Below are 13,609 nucleotides of genomic sequence, written 5' to 3'. Positions count from 1 at the left end.
TGTACTCCCTGCCGGCAAAAAGCTCTGTTCCATTTTTGCTGTAAAAATGCTTCGAGCGCACTCCTTTTCAGCCTCCTTAGGGTGCGCAACATCCCGATGTAATGGGGCGTACCCTGTTTTAAATACTCCTTTGTTGGGGTACGCCCGCTTTTTCTCGCTGAATAATTGAAATAGATTTCAACGCGCATCAGGAGGCAGCAGGAAAAGAATATTGTTGGCGTTTCTTCTTTCAAGCAACCTTTCCGTTCTCTCCGGTTGCGCAGTAATTGATTTCCTTGACGGAAAACATCTGGATCACACCCGCGATTATGATCGGCCACAGTATGGAGGCGGAAACGTAAGCGGCACAAGCGGCGGCCATTCTCATTAACAAAGCAGTAAAGGAGACAACAAACATGAAAGATTTACCTGTTAAATTCGTGGAAAAGTTGCTTGGCTTAAAATTGCTTATTTTGTCAGTCATCGTACTCTCCCTGACGCTCGCAAAACCGGCTGCAATCCTTGCTCATCAGGGAACGCAGAGGATTTGTTCCTTCATCATGCAGACCGAAGACTGCGGGAAACACTGCTGACAACTGGCCAATCATCTTCCCATAGGGTTTAGTGCCCAAGCATATTGAAAATATTTAGGAGCGCGTTCATGAATTTTATCGTTTATATGATATAGTCTTCATTTAGATTAGCAAAATACACTAAGGAGGCAGAAAATGAAAAGAATCGCCAGAATTATCCCCATATTAACCCTGTTGGTAATGGTTGCCGCACCTCTGACCGTCTACGCCGCCGGCAAAAAGGCGAAGAGCGAGGTTGTCATGAAGATGGGCAACAAGGTGCATCTCTTCCATAGCAGTAACGTGGAAGCACAAAAGGAAATCGCAGTCGGCGACGTTCTTCCTGTCTATCGTCTGAGCGGTAAGGCCCAGCAACAGAAAGAAGTGGGACAGGTTAAAGTTATTGGCTTTATGGGCGAACACTATTTCGAAGCGGAAATCGTCAAAGGTGAAATAAAGGTGGGCGACATCGCCAAGAAGGAAAATTCCGCCCTGCTGGTACAACCCGCAAAGTAATCATTCTTTTCAAATCATACAGGACCGGGCCAACGGCGTCCCGGCCCTCTTCGTTTACCTACCTTCCTGATTCCCACAGACCTTGAATAACGAACGAACCTTTCTTACCGCCACACCAAATCGAGCCCGGCATAACTCTTTTCCAATTTTTCTTTGAATCGCCCAAAACACCTTCCCCCCCTCGTGATTATATACATGGGGGGATTATGCGTGGATTCATCCTGGCAATACTCTTGGGAGCCATTGGTTTCAGCGGTTCGGCAAACGCCTTCTGCTATGAGGAGGCAGGAGCCATGTACGGCATCGCCCCCAGCCTCCTCTGGACCATCTCCAAGGGGGAAAGTAACTTCAACCCTGCTGCCGTTAACTACAACACCAACGGGAGCTACGACTTCGGTCTCATGCAGATCAACTCCTCATGGGCGCCTACTCTGCGGAAGATGGGCATCCCCTGGGAAATGCTCGCCGATCCCTGTACCAACGTCAAGGTCGGGGCCTGGGTGCTCGCCCAGTGCGTTCAGGACTATGGCTACACGTGGGCCGCGGTCGGTTGCTACAACTCGCGCACCCCGTCGAAACGGAACAGGTACGCGTCCAGGATCGCCAGGCTGATGAGCCGAGAGCCGGTAGCGTTCCAGCGTCCCCGGCAGGAACAAAGGCAGGTGGCAATTGCCGCCGGTTCTCTGGAAGACTCGCCCTGGGAAGCGGTTTTTGGCCATGCTCCCCGCTGACCTCCTGACAAAATACGGACTTCAGGAAGCCGAAGCGATGGAGGTCATCAAGTTCGCAATTACTCGAGCATTGACCGTTGCCCTGCGAAAAAGCCTCGCTGTCAGGATCGAAGACAGGATGGAGATAACCGTTTTCCCGGATCAGGGGGAACCGATTGATCTCTCCCCGGCGGTTATCAAAAGCAAGGTGCGTCGTTTCATCATCCACCATGTCGAACTGGAACTGCAAAAGCGGCAAGTCATGCGTGAAGCTGAGGAGTTGAAGGAACTGCGTGGGAAAAACGTCGCAGGAGAAATTTCCCGGATCGCCGAAGACGGCACGCTGTACGTCGCCCTGGAGATCTCAGACGTTTTCAGTCACCTGATCCTGGCCGGCGAATGTCCGGTGCGCTACCAGCCTCTCCATGAAAGATGTCGCTACAGTACTGCCAGCAGCAACAACCGATCATCGACTGGTTCACCAACTCCACCGGCTGGCAGGTAAAAAAGATCAACATCGAGGAAAGCCCTGGCTTGGCCGGAAGGTTCGGCGTCGAGATAACTCCAACGATGATCCTGATCCAGAAAGGCAACCGGAATTCCTTCCCGGTATCAAGCGGACTGATAACTGCCGAGGAGATCGAGGACAAGACCTATCGGGCGGTGCGCCTGCTGAAAGACGAGATTACTCCAGAGGAGTTCAGCCTGTATGACTTCCAGAAAGGAGGTGGCTTCGATGTCAGGAAGAGGCCGTCGAACCTCGACAGACCGTGATGGATCTGGAACAAGAGACTTCAAGCAACCGTTGAAAGGAGGTGATTCAACAGTGAAACAACAAACAGCAAAGAAAACTATTGCAGCAACTCTCGCCCTTTCGATAGCCACAATGCCCGCACTGTCATGGAGCGGCTGGGTCGATGACTGGATGACCCAGAAAACCTCGACCTCCCCCAGCTACTACGAGGGGGCAAAGCGCGGCTACTATACCGGCGGAAGCTTTTCCGCCCGCTGGCCCAATGGCACTGACTACCCGGTCACCGTCACCATGCCCTCGATCAAGAGCGGCTGCGGCGGAATCGACGCCTTTCTGGGGGGCTTCAGCTTCATGAATGTCGATTACCTCGTCCAGAAGTTGCAGCGGATTCTGTCGGCAGCGCCGGCAGCAGCCTTCGACATTGCCATGAAGACCCTGGCGCCACAGGTATCGGACACCATCAAGTCCCTGGAGGCGATCGCGGACCGCCTGAACAATATCCAGTTGAACGACTGCAAGGCGGCAAAAGCCCTCGTCGCCGTCGCATCCGAACCCTTCTCGCCGATCATGAGCCAAAGCGTGAAAAACGAGATGAGCAATTCCATGAACGACTTCATGGTATCGAGCGGCGTCAATGATCTCTATCAGACCTCGAAAACAAACCTTACGGCGGTGATGAATTCCGCCATGGGGAACGCGCCACCGGTCGGCAACGTCGTTGCCCAGGCATCCCAGGGAGGTACGGCAGGTTGTCCCAGCGACATCACCGATATCTTCGGGGGTGGCTCGGTGCTCGACAACCTGGCCACAAAGAAAGGGATGAACGCCAACTACGTGAAGCTCATCCGGGGGTTCATCGGCGACGTGGTAGTTCAGTCTCCCACCACGACGAACAGCACCTATGTCGCCAGCTACATCCCCCCCTGCGACAAGAATACCGATTTCGATACCTTCATCGACGGCTCGGCCCAGGGGAAGGATTCAGCCGGAGTATGCAGCACCATAACGGACGCCAACGCGAATCTCATGCAATACGTCTCAACCAGGATGCAGACGATATCGACGAAGATGAAAGCAAAACAGACCCTCGACGCGGCCAACGACGTGCCGTTTCTCAACGCAACTCCCCTCTCCATCAGCCTTGTGCTGAAAACCGCCATCGCCACCAATACCGAGGGAGAGGTAATCGGCAAGCTTTCCGCAGTAACAGCCAGGGCATTCGCCTACTACATGCTGCTGGACCTCCTGCAGGAGGCGACCCAACTACAGAACCTCTCCGCCCAGATCCAATCCCAGAACAAGGACAACAAAGCGGGAGCCAGCCCCAGCAGCTGCCAGCTCGCATTGCTATTCGACGGAATGAAAAACGTCGATCAGTTGACCAACAGGACAAGGGTCCTTCTGACCACGGCGCAACAGGGATACGCCAACGTCGTTAACGAAATGAACGCAATCGAGATGCTGGTCCTTACGATGAAGAGATTCGATGACACTGTCTTCTCGGAACTGGCAGGCCGTTTTGGAACAGGGGTGGCCCGCAGGGCTACCGGAAGAAGTTAACCAGAAAAGGAGTGAACATGGCAGACGAAAAGAACAATGGCAAGGGGAGCCAGGGCAACGACCGCATTTCGAAACACGATGCCTGGCAGGAAAGAAAGCTGGAGAAGGCAAAACGGGACGACATCGATGTCATCTCCAAGCGCACCTTGGATCAGGGCGATTTCATCAACATCCTCAACTCGCTCGATTATTATCTCTACCAACTCCGGATGAACATGGGGCGGATCAAGGTGATCACGTTTGACAAGGCTCAGGAATTTATCGAGCGCAGCCAGAGGATCAAGGAGGATATCAACCTCCTGAACGCGGAGATGTGCGGATTAATGGGGTACACGTACAAGCCGCCTAAAGGGTTCACTAATCCGCTCGTTACGATGGATGAAAAGGAAAAAGCGAAAAAGGGAGGCTCAACCAAGGCTTCTGCAGCGGACAAGATGACGGAGTCTGCCGTCTCAACAGCGTAAAAATTGAATCCTTTACCATAGTCAGCCGTAACACCAGGCATCATCGCGCAAACTGAAAGGGACCAGATTTTGAGGTCCCTTTTCAGTTCTAGGGAAGCCAGTGCACCGGCATATTCTTATTCCCTTGTTCGATGTTCATGACGGTGATGAATGTCGGGCCAGTGAACATGAGAATGAGTGATCAGTTCATGGACGTGGATATGTTCATGCGGTTCGGCAGTTTCGGTCTCAACATGGTCATGGCGGTGATGTTCGTCATGAATATGCATGTGGCGGTGGACAATGACTTCATGGGTGTGCAGATGCCTGTGAATTTCCCTGTACAGCAAGAAGATGCCGGCAAGCATCAACGATACGGCAAACCAGTAAGACACGGGCGGACGTTCGCCAAGTATGGCCACTGAGAGCAGTGTGCCGATAAACGGCCCGACAGCAAAAAAAGTCGTGGTCCTGGCTGAACCGATTTTGCGCAGCGCCTCAACAAACAGGACAAGACTCAGGCCGTAACTCAGCGCACCTATTGCCAAAGCGCCACCGATTTGATAGCCGGCCGCGGAACCGGAAGAAAACAGAAACGTCAGCACAATAGTGAAAATACCAGCGCTAAAACCCTTGATGCAGGCAAGGACCGTTGAAGACAAATCCTCCACGTCACGGGTCAGGTTGTTGTCAATTCCCCAGAAAATACAGGCAAGAACGACCAGCAGACCGGAGAGCGAAAATGCCAATCCTCCCTCTGTCTTCAGAACTACAACACACGCTGCCATCAGGATAAGGATCTTGCCCATCCAGACTCGCGGCCCGATGTGTTCTTTGAAGATCAGCCAGGCAATCACCGTTGTCGCAACTGTCTCCAGGTTGAGCAACAGAGTTACCTCAGATGCAGTGCCATACTTGATGCCATAGGTAAGGCATACCGGGGCAATGACACCGCCGGACAGAATCGCGCCCAGCAGCTTGATGCGATGCTGCGGGGAAAGCTGCCTTAACTCCTGCAGAGGATTCTTGCGTTGGAAAAGAAGCAGAAGCTGCAGGCCGATTCCTGAACCGAGGTAAAGGAGTCCTGCCAGGAGCGCCGGGGACATTTCGCCGATCATCAGTTTGCAGAAAACCGGTGAAACGCCGAACAGTGCTGCGGAAAGGATGGCCAGAAATTGTCCGGATAGCTCAAGCAGTTTACGATCCTCCTGTTTTTGCCATGAGAAAGCCTACATCTGTCATTCCGAGGTGAACGCCAAGCTGGCAGAGGAGAGCACAACCAGCACTGAGCCAACATTATGTACCACCGCCCCCATGATGGGAGTCAGCATACCGGCAGCGCTTGCCACGACCGCAATGACGTTGAAGGTCATTCCGAAAGCAATGTTCCATTTGATGGTTTTCACCATTCTGCGGCTCAAACTAATCAAAAACGGAATCTTGGAAATATCGTCTTTCATTAATGCAATGTCGGCCGTTTCTAAAGCCACATGGGTTCCTGCAGCTCCCATGGCAATGCCTACGTTGGCTACTGTCAGTGCAGGAGCGTCATTAATGCCGTCTCCGACAAAGATAACGGTATGATCTTTATCCTGTAGGTCCGTAATCACATTAAGCTTGTCCTGCGGCTTCAAACACGACCACGTATCTTTAATACCTACCGTATCGGCCACCCTCTTGACTGACTTCTCATGATCGCCGGAAAGTATGCCTATACGCTCAATTCCCAAGGACTTAAGATTCGAAACCGTAAGCAATGCCATCTCCCGTACGTGATCGGCTACGCTCATCACGGCAAGCGGCTTGCGTTCTTCGTAAATTACCAGTGGTGTTGCGCCGGTATCCTTGAATGCCTCGAAATGACTCCTCAAGGTTATAGGCACCTGCATACTGCCCCCTCCCAGATATGCGCTCCCTACCTCAACGAGCCGTCCGCCAACCTGAGCACGGACACCAAGGCCAATCTCGGTGAACACCTCTTCTGCATGCTGGATTGTAACGCGCGCATAGTGGGCAGCTTTCAGCACGGCGCGGGCAAGGGGGTGAGTACTGTGCTGCTCGACACTTGCCGCCTTTGCCAGAATGTCATCTCTGGTAACGCCATCGACCGTGACAATGGCATCGATCCGTGGTTTGCCTTCGGTCAACGTGCCAGTTTTATCGAACAAAACCACGTTGGCCCGGCTGATCTCCTCAAGAAATCCTCCCCCCTTGACAAGAATTCCTGCCCGTGCCGCCCGGCCGATAGTGGCGACTATCGCCGTCGGAGCAGCCAGAATCAGGGCGCATGGGCATCCGACTATCAATACTGCTATGGCACGACTAACGTCTCCGGTTACCCTCGAGGATTTACAGGTTGGTAGACATCTTTGATGGGCAAGTCAGTAAATAGTGCACCGTCCCACTAGATTACCTTGCACCCAAGCTTGTTACCAAACAGTTGTTGGTTACGGTATTTCCAGAAAACCACGTATCTGTGCCGATAGATGAGTAAAATCTTTGTCTGCACGAGAAAGAAGATCTTGTCGCAATGAAACATCATCAAGGGGCATTTCCTTGTCAGTTGGAAAGTCGATTCTCATGATCTGCTCACGTTGGAGGATCAGACCAAGCATATTGTTAGCAGTTGTGCTTTGAAGATGAAGAAGGGTATTAATAAATTTTTTCCTCCCCCATTTTGTCAAGAAGCCCCAGCCAGCAAAAAGTTTTAACACGTTGGGCTTTTGAGAGTACATCTCATTTACTGTACCGGAGCCAATTGTTAATATTTTTATGTCTTTGAAATCGATTCCCAGCCGCTTATGGGCATCGATTACTGCAACTAGAGCGGGGCTGTTTGCCCAAAGCCCACCATCTGACAAACAATACTTACCACTTACCATCACTGGATCGAAATACATAGGAGCTGCGCATGAAGCTAAAACTGCATCTGCTACAAGAACATTGGTGTCGCGGTAAAACCCCTTGTCATAACCAGATTTGAATACATGCACAGTTCCATTGCCAATATCTGTTGCAGGCACAATTAATGGCTTTTCAATTTCACCAAGTCTTACGTCGCTAAACCTTTCTAGCAAGAGGGAATACAAATGCTGATTATGATATTGGCTGGTGAAGAGTCCACCTGTGAATGGAATCCATGTGTGAAGTTTTCTAGAAAAGATCTTTTTCCCATGTTGGATGTAAAGCTGAGAGATTTCCTTTGCACTAATTCTGCAGCATATCGACGAAGCTATAATCGATCCCGTACTTGTGCCAGCGATAAGGTCGAACTTCGGATATAATTCACCGAATACATCTTCCATTCTCTCAAGGATATGTGCTGCATAAAGTCCTCGAAAACCTCCTCCGTCGATGCTTAATATTTTAAATGACATACGTTCTCCAAATCAAATTCAACGTTTGAGATTGCGACGCCGCCAACGCGAAGTGGGTAAATCTTCAGGATGAATCCCCCCTCCCTTCCATACGTCGGTTGCCAACCAATCCTCAAAGTAATACAGCCATAAATATGCCCACCTAACGATGTAATCAGCGATGGCCTTACTCGAGTCCCATTCACCTGAATTCGGAAGATAGAGACAAAGGTGAGGAGGGTATTGCGAGTAGAGATGAGGTATCTTCCTCCCCTCAGCAAGCTCGTTTAGGTCTGGTGAGACAACGTAAACTTTGGGTTGAGTTCTATTTGAATATTTGATTCTAACTCTGTACATCCTACCGATTGGTGATGGCTGCGCAAGAAAATCCCATATAAATCCGCCATGGTCAATTTTGCCTTTGCCTCCCTCCAGCCTAGCTGCCCGTAGTAACTCGTACTGTATCGAAATGGGTAGATGTCTTGGTGCGAATTTAAAAGCCATTGTTAGCGACCATAAAAGGTATTCGATGGAATTTTTGCCCCTCCAGAAATCCCAACTCCCACTCCAGTGACAATTCCCAGAGAACCGGTAAATCTAGCTCTGCCAACAGAATCCATTACTTCGGCAAAAGCTGATTCCACGATGGGTTCGGAAAAGCAAGCATTCATTGATTTCTGAAGAGTATCAACGCCCACGGCAGCGAGGAAACCATCTATGGTTACTAAGGCATTCGTATGCCACTCATAGAATGCCCTTGGAAGTTCAACGTCATAATTCCAGCGTTCCGCAAAGTTTTCATTATTCGTCGTAGGATTCCATACATGATATCTCACGCCATGGGGGGTAGTCCTGACGTCAATAAAATCGGGCATATATTTTATGGTATCTCTGAGGGCATCAATTTCTGTGTCATATTCAAAACGGGAGATGCAATTCAAGTAGCTTTGAGTCCCTAACGTTGTCAGGATTATAGATATAGGCGCATGAGCTGGATTCCTATCATAAAAAAACTTGTCCCGATGATGCTTACATATCTGAATCGTTCTCCTAAGAATGCCTTTCAACGGCGCGTTTTCTGGGAGTGCTTCGATATTCGCTGCTTTGATCATTCTTTCCCCGAAAGCGGCTTCAAGAATACGGAACCGCGGTTGCTTTTCCGCAGCACTAGAAAACCAATCTCGGAATCCTTTTGGATTTGACTCCTTCCAGTCCTGAACTTTTTTATCTGGAACGAGTTCACCATTTCGTCCGCACTGTGGATTTGGGACCGAGGGGGTGATATCAAGGTGAAACTCATTGGCATAATTCAGTCGCCAGCAGCGTGGCTTTTCTTCAACGATTTTGGCGTACGGCCCTCCTTCTAATTTAAGACGTTCACCAATGCTGCGTTTAAGTACATGAGGTGGCATAGTTGAAGGAAAGTCGGGAACGTGACTCACAAGATCAATATCAAATTCATTCTTTTTGAGCGGTCGAACCGTTGTACCAATGCTTGCTGAACCCTGGGGGTATATCTGGAGATATTTAAGAAGAGGGTTTGTGGATTCCGCAAGCCAGCTACCGGCTTCCTCATATCGTTTTTTTGCTAAATCGTATTGTGCATCCGAAAGCTCAAGCCGCGTCGCAACCCGTTCCAACAACCCAGACACCTGTACTTTCTTCTCAAACTCTGGTTGCATACATCCTCCCTATCCTCATCACCGCACATGTAAATATTGGCTATTATTTACTAATTCTGCGACAAAATACGTCACAAACGCTGCACGCCACAACATCAGGTATCGACTGCTGAAAAGAGGAAGATTAGAAAAGGAGGGATAGCAGCGCCACCATGTTTGGGGTTTAATGCGTGGGGAATTTCCGCATCGAGTCACACTCCCTAGTTCCCCCAGCATTCTGTATGGATCAGCCATGGTCATACTCCATTCAGCATGACACTGCTACCTTCTCACTGTTACTTTTCTTTCCTCACCCCTTTGAAAGGGGTCCCGTCAACCTTCTGGTCAATGAATCTACCAGTGTTCGTGTCCCGTTTTGTCCAGTTATTGTTGATCGGATTCTGAACTTGGGACCTGTCTCGTACTGCTCCATTCCTGTGGCCATCACCGGATGGTGGGTTTGTCGCCATAAGTATCACCTCCTTTCTGTGTAGATTGTTGCCTAAACACTAAACAGCACAGGCAAAAAAATATAACGTTCAGCTGAAAAGAGTGTGTTGTCGCGGGTTAGCATCCGCCACGCATTTCAGATCAGTAAGGCGGTAGCACATGGCCTCAATTGATACGTTTGAGAAGTCATGCTCATCAATGAACAGTTTTGCAGTCTGTCTCAATATTGGATTATCTGCTGCATTCCTACTGTATTCTTCCAGCTTCTCGATAAGTATAGGACCAGGACCATGCATGTTCGCTACAGCGGCCCGGACTAGGGGGGCCGGCATTAAGAGCATGGCAGCGAATTGATCTGCCTGCCATTCAGCAGGTTCTTTTTTTCTGGCTGATCTACAAACCAGCGCGGGTGTTGGTGGATAATTTTCTCCGTAACTAAATAACGGAAGGCTTACCTTTTCCATTTCGTAGATCGGACGGTGCACCCACCAATGGCCGATTTCATGCGCCATCGTAAAGGCCAGTCTCCCCTCTCTATCTTCCAGAGAAGAATCAATCCTCATAACATTATCCTCGAACCAAGTAGCTCCGAGGACGTCTGGGATCTGCAACAAGGACTTCAGGTCTGTAAACTGCAGGTCCAGATTGAAATAGCCTTCAATTATATCGTCGACATTGATAGGGACAGTAATCTTCTTTCCCTTCCAGACGTAATACTTCTGAAGAAGATCCATCGCCATTGCATCTATTTCTGTTTTTCGGCGATATGGGACGTGCATGATCACTCCTGCTTGGTGATCTTATCGAGCATTTCTAGCAACTCTTCCGCAGAAACATTCTTGTCTCGGGCACGACGGAGAAAAGCTGGCATTCCGGAATCGGCTTTGATCATATTTGCAACATCCATTGGTACCCGACCTGCAAGTTGCATCAGTTCATCGAAATTATCACCTAAGACTTCCGCTAGCTTTTTCAATTTCTCTTCACTAGGTGGGCTTGTTTCCTGATTGTTTTCTACTCTTGATAGATATGTGGCAGAAATCCCAGCAGCACTGGCCGTAGCTCGTAACCCAAGTTCTTTAGACGACCGCATTCGCTTTAGTCGGTCTCCAAGCGACTCACCCATAAATAACCTCCGTGTAATCTTATACCACAAACGTATATTTTCTGTCAACTAAACACTAAACACTTTTTAGCACTTAGCTGCTTCCTTAGCATTACCCTTTTGTCGGCGACGAACCACCTCATCGGCTTGGACCGGCCTGCAATCATCTCATGCAGGAAGAGATCCACACCCTTTAGTGCGCTGCACCCCGGTTCGTGTGCATCACTTTCTTCCCTTCTTCTTACAGTAGCCTTCGCAGGGTTTTCTCCGCCTGCTCCCCTATGAATTCCATGAGGCGGTACAAGGCATCACACTTGTAGGGAGCAAAGGTGCCCTTGAATAGCTGCAGGCGAGCAGCCTGAATCCTCTGCGCGAGGTCGGAGACACGAGTCAGTACCAACCGCGGCTTGATGCCGACCTCCCCTGCAAACAGTTCCCAATGCTTCTTGTGGATTGCACCAGGATCATTCTCGCCGCCAATCTTCATGGCCAGGCCCTCTGCAAGGCCGAAGTGGGAGTAGATCCTTGTCGAAAGCAGATCGTAGAACGGGGCCAGCATCGGTCCTTCCGGCAGCAGCAACAGAGAGATGTTTTTCCCGTGAGCATCCGAGTTGCCAATCAAATAATTGAATATCACCCAGTTCAATAACGACAATACATCCTTCCCTGATCTGATGCTCCTCTGGCGCACCAGGTCGAAGCACGCCGCCAGCGACGGTCCCCCCTCGGACTCATACTTGTACTCGGGCGGAATCCCGAGCGCCTGGCAGAAGTCCTCCTGATGCAGTCTTTTTGTTCCAACTGCTGTTGTGACCCGATCATACCGCTTGATGACAAATACCCTGGTCTCCTCATGCTGGTGGATCAATGTTCGGGGCACATCCAGGCCAACCTCGTGGGCCAGGGCCATGCAGAATGCCTCGTTTTCAACAGTACCGTCAAGGTCTTCGATTGCCGGTTTGATGATGTAATTGGAAGGGAAAGCGCCGTACCCGAGATGAAAGTTCTCATCATCGTAGAAGACCGGCAGTTTCTTCTGCGCCCCGGCCAGGGAGAGCCTTATCCCCTTCTCACCGGCGAGAAGCGGTCGCTGTGGGAGTTCCCTGATGATGGCGGCAAGTTCATCAGAGGAAAGCTGGCGATATCTGCCGGCTTCCAGTTGCGGTTTTGCGTTTTCCTGAAAAAGCGATACCGCACCGGCGCAATCGCCGCCGATCCGCTCAAGAAGCCCATAGTCGTTATTTAGGGACACGCCGAGATTCCGGGCGATTACGGCCCGGATTTTTTCTTCAGGCAGGAGGTTCGCGAAAAAAGGATGTGACTCGTCGTCAAGATACGGGTCTGGCCGCAGCGGCAATGAGAGCGACAGAGGGATTTTCGAATGCTCCAGCCACTGACTATCATACTGGAAGCAGAATCGTTTCTTGTCATCCAGCCAGAGCCTCCCCACGACATCTTCACCTATCCTGACAAGCATACCGGCTGTCATGCTTCATCTCCCGTCGATGCCCAGGTCCGGGTGCTCGCGTCTAACTCAATTCCGAGGCATTTGACAACCTGTAGTACCTTGTTCAGACGAACCGTCTCCTTGCCATTCTCCAGGGCCGACAAAAAGGCGTAGCTCACCCCGCAGACCGCAGCCGCTTCTTCCAGGGTGAGACCGTCATCCTTCCGCTTCTGCTTGATGACCCGCCCGATGTCTACCGCACTTGCAATTTTCATTTTGTCCTCCATCGGCATCTACGTTCGTATATTTATAGCAGCGTAAATGTAAAAATACCAGGATAAACTACATGATCGTATATATTTAGTATCGGTAACGCTATGAAACTGGAAATATAGCCGATTGCAGATAAATTGACGGTGGCTTGGGAAGAAGCGAGGATTGCACGGGAGTCAAACTGACAAGCGCTCGGAGAATGGGATTATTCAGCATAGTATGTCCATACAAATTAGACTTACTGTGTTGAAATATAGGTTTTTGTCCTGGATGGGTAGCAATGGAACGTTTGGTTGCGACTTCGGCAGAAACTATATGAAACTTGCCTACCGGCTCGGATTGAACGTCCCTTATGGCTGACCTTTATATAAATCTCGTGGAAATTATTCGCGTTTTGTGGTATTTACAGCATTCATATCAGCATGTTGAAAGGTCTAAGATGACGAAAGCAGATTTAGCCGACTTGGTGCAAGAAAAGCTCTCTTGCCAAAAGAAAGAAGCCATCGAATTGGTGGAGCTTACTCTTGATATTCTCAAAGATGCCATAGCCACTGAAGGGCATGTGAAGATAAGCGGGTTCGGGAATTTTGTGGTTCGAAAGAAGGCCGACAGAAACGGCAGAAACCCTCAGACTGGGGAAACCATTACCATTTCATCACGGAAGGTTTTGACTTTCAAGCCGAGTGTTATATTGAAAAATCGGATCAATCATGAGTAAATTAGGTCGCCCCTCTTTTCATTCCCCTATTGGAGAAACTAGGGAATAACCATCAGACGACTTAT

General features: G+C 50.0%; 15 protein-coding genes and 1 pseudogene. 7 read left to right on the top strand and 9 right to left on the bottom strand.

What is annotated here, in order from left to right; translation table 11 throughout:
- Nucleotides 1-229 precede the first annotated feature (229 nt).
- Nucleotides 230-463, bottom strand: coding sequence for a hypothetical protein (locus JN12_RS07715; protein WP_145020693.1), 234 nt, complete (start codon nucleotides 461-463; stop codon nucleotides 230-232).
- Nucleotides 464-707: 244 nt separating this feature from the next.
- Between JN12_RS07715 and JN12_RS07710 the strand changes: the two genes are divergently transcribed.
- The 6 genes from JN12_RS07710 (at nucleotide 708) to JN12_RS07685 (ending at nucleotide 4,555) form a co-directional block, all read left to right on the top strand.
- The gene (locus JN12_RS07710; protein WP_145020690.1) at nucleotides 708-1,067 is read left to right on the top strand and encodes a hypothetical protein; all 360 of its coding nucleotides are present in this window, start codon (nucleotides 708-710) and stop codon (nucleotides 1,065-1,067) included.
- Between the two features lie 206 nt (nucleotides 1,068-1,273).
- Nucleotides 1,274-1,798, top strand: coding sequence for a lytic transglycosylase domain-containing protein (locus JN12_RS07705; protein WP_145020687.1), 525 nt, complete (start codon nucleotides 1,274-1,276; stop codon nucleotides 1,796-1,798).
- The gene (locus JN12_RS07700) at nucleotides 1,785-2,282 is read left to right on the top strand and encodes a hypothetical protein (protein WP_170241869.1); all 498 of its coding nucleotides are present in this window, start codon (nucleotides 1,785-1,787) and stop codon (nucleotides 2,280-2,282) included. Before JN12_RS07705 ends, JN12_RS07700 begins: the two co-directional genes overlap by 14 nt.
- Nucleotides 2,210-2,551: a conjugal transfer protein TraF gene (gene traF / locus JN12_RS07695; RefSeq protein WP_145020682.1), complete on the top strand. Its 342-nt coding sequence runs from the start codon at nucleotides 2,210-2,212 to the stop codon at nucleotides 2,549-2,551. The genes JN12_RS07700 and traF overlap by 73 nt, the downstream gene beginning before the upstream one ends.
- A 52-nt stretch (nucleotides 2,552-2,603) precedes the next feature.
- The gene (locus JN12_RS07690) at nucleotides 2,604-4,091 is read left to right on the top strand and encodes a conjugal transfer protein TraH (RefSeq protein ID WP_246125788.1); all 1,488 of its coding nucleotides are present in this window, start codon (nucleotides 2,604-2,606) and stop codon (nucleotides 4,089-4,091) included.
- A gap of 17 nt (nucleotides 4,092-4,108) precedes the next feature.
- A complete protein-coding gene (locus tag JN12_RS07685) occupies nucleotides 4,109-4,555 on the top strand; it encodes a hypothetical protein (protein WP_145020676.1) in 447 nt (148 codons plus the stop codon).
- 116 nt (nucleotides 4,556-4,671) lie between these two features.
- Here JN12_RS07685 and JN12_RS07680 read toward each other — a convergent pair whose 3' ends face one another.
- From JN12_RS07680 to JN12_RS07640, 8 genes and pseudogenes are all read right to left on the bottom strand, one after another.
- A complete protein-coding gene (locus JN12_RS07680; protein WP_246125795.1) occupies nucleotides 4,672-5,706 on the bottom strand; it encodes a DMT family transporter in 1,035 nt (344 codons plus the stop codon).
- A gap of 66 nt (nucleotides 5,707-5,772) precedes the next feature.
- Nucleotides 5,773-6,861 (bottom strand): annotated as a pseudogene (locus JN12_RS07675) (heavy metal translocating P-type ATPase); the annotation flags it as partial.
- Between the two features lie 120 nt (nucleotides 6,862-6,981).
- On the bottom strand, nucleotides 6,982-7,911 hold the full coding sequence (locus JN12_RS07670) for a CBASS cGAMP-activated phospholipase (RefSeq protein WP_145020670.1): 930 nt from the start codon (nucleotides 7,909-7,911) through the stop codon (nucleotides 6,982-6,984).
- 485 nt (nucleotides 7,912-8,396) lie between these two features.
- Nucleotides 8,397-9,572 (bottom strand): nucleotidyltransferase domain-containing protein, encoded by a 1,176-nt coding sequence (locus tag JN12_RS07665; RefSeq protein WP_145020667.1) that lies wholly within the window; start codon nucleotides 9,570-9,572, stop codon nucleotides 8,397-8,399.
- A 518-nt stretch (nucleotides 9,573-10,090) separates the two neighbouring features.
- Entirely contained in the window at nucleotides 10,091-10,780 is a 690-nt protein-coding gene (locus JN12_RS07655; RefSeq protein ID WP_145020661.1) for an ImmA/IrrE family metallo-endopeptidase, read from the bottom strand.
- Between the two features lie 2 nt (nucleotides 10,781-10,782).
- Nucleotides 10,783-11,127: a helix-turn-helix domain-containing protein gene (locus tag JN12_RS07650; protein ID WP_145020658.1), complete on the bottom strand. Its 345-nt coding sequence runs from the start codon at nucleotides 11,125-11,127 to the stop codon at nucleotides 10,783-10,785.
- Nucleotides 11,128-11,347: 220 nt separating this feature from the next.
- Entirely contained in the window at nucleotides 11,348-12,595 is a 1,248-nt protein-coding gene (locus JN12_RS07645; protein WP_145020653.1) for a type II toxin-antitoxin system HipA family toxin, read from the bottom strand.
- Nucleotides 12,592-12,828 carry a helix-turn-helix domain-containing protein gene (locus tag JN12_RS07640; protein ID WP_145020650.1) on the bottom strand — a complete coding sequence of 79 codons (237 nt, stop codon included), beginning with the start codon at nucleotides 12,826-12,828 and terminating at the stop codon, nucleotides 12,592-12,594. The genes JN12_RS07645 and JN12_RS07640 overlap by 4 nt, the downstream gene beginning before the upstream one ends.
- A 437-nt stretch (nucleotides 12,829-13,265) precedes the next feature.
- On the opposite strand from JN12_RS07640, the gene JN12_RS07635 reads away from it, so the two are divergent.
- Nucleotides 13,266-13,544: an integration host factor subunit alpha gene (locus tag JN12_RS07635; RefSeq protein WP_145020823.1), complete on the top strand. Its 279-nt coding sequence runs from the start codon at nucleotides 13,266-13,268 to the stop codon at nucleotides 13,542-13,544.
- Nucleotides 13,545-13,609: the final 65 nt, after the last annotated feature.

This window comes from Geobacter argillaceus, from assembly GCF_007830735.1.
In the GTDB taxonomy this organism is placed as follows: domain Bacteria; phylum Desulfobacterota; class Desulfuromonadia; order Geobacterales; family DSM-12255; genus Geomobilibacter; species Geomobilibacter argillaceus.
The sequence above is the reverse complement of the archived record's forward strand: the minus strand, read 5'-3'. Positions and strand labels throughout refer to the sequence as shown.

Bases quoted from the DNA above. Each gene is read 5' to 3' on its own strand.
- JN12_RS07685 (WP_145020676.1), top strand. From the start codon at position 4,109: ATGGCAGACGAAAAGAACAATGGCAAGGGGAGCCAGGGCAACGACCGC.
- JN12_RS07655 (WP_145020661.1), bottom strand. From the start codon at position 10,780: ATGCACGTCCCATATCGCCGAAAAACAGAAATAGATGCAATGGCGATG.
- JN12_RS07665 (WP_145020667.1), bottom strand. From the start codon at position 9,572: ATGCAACCAGAGTTTGAGAAGAAAGTACAGGTGTCTGGGTTGTTGGAA.
- JN12_RS07645 (WP_145020653.1), bottom strand. From the start codon at position 12,595: ATGACAGCCGGTATGCTTGTCAGGATAGGTGAAGATGTCGTGGGGAGG.
- JN12_RS07670 (WP_145020670.1), bottom strand. From the start codon at position 7,911: ATGTCATTTAAAATATTAAGCATCGACGGAGGAGGTTTTCGAGGACTT.
- JN12_RS07710 (WP_145020690.1), top strand. From the start codon at position 708: ATGAAAAGAATCGCCAGAATTATCCCCATATTAACCCTGTTGGTAATG.
- JN12_RS07635 (WP_145020823.1), top strand. From the start codon at position 13,266: ATGACGAAAGCAGATTTAGCCGACTTGGTGCAAGAAAAGCTCTCTTGC.
- JN12_RS07715 (WP_145020693.1), bottom strand. From the start codon at position 463: ATGACTGACAAAATAAGCAATTTTAAGCCAAGCAACTTTTCCACGAAT.
- traF (WP_145020682.1), top strand. From the start codon at position 2,210: ATGTCGCTACAGTACTGCCAGCAGCAACAACCGATCATCGACTGGTTC.
- JN12_RS07640 (WP_145020650.1), bottom strand. From the start codon at position 12,828: ATGAAAATTGCAAGTGCGGTAGACATCGGGCGGGTCATCAAGCAGAAG.
- JN12_RS07650 (WP_145020658.1), bottom strand. From the start codon at position 11,127: ATGGGTGAGTCGCTTGGAGACCGACTAAAGCGAATGCGGTCGTCTAAA.
- JN12_RS07705 (WP_145020687.1), top strand. From the start codon at position 1,274: ATGCGTGGATTCATCCTGGCAATACTCTTGGGAGCCATTGGTTTCAGC.
- JN12_RS07700 (WP_170241869.1), top strand. From the start codon at position 1,785: ATGCTCCCCGCTGACCTCCTGACAAAATACGGACTTCAGGAAGCCGAA.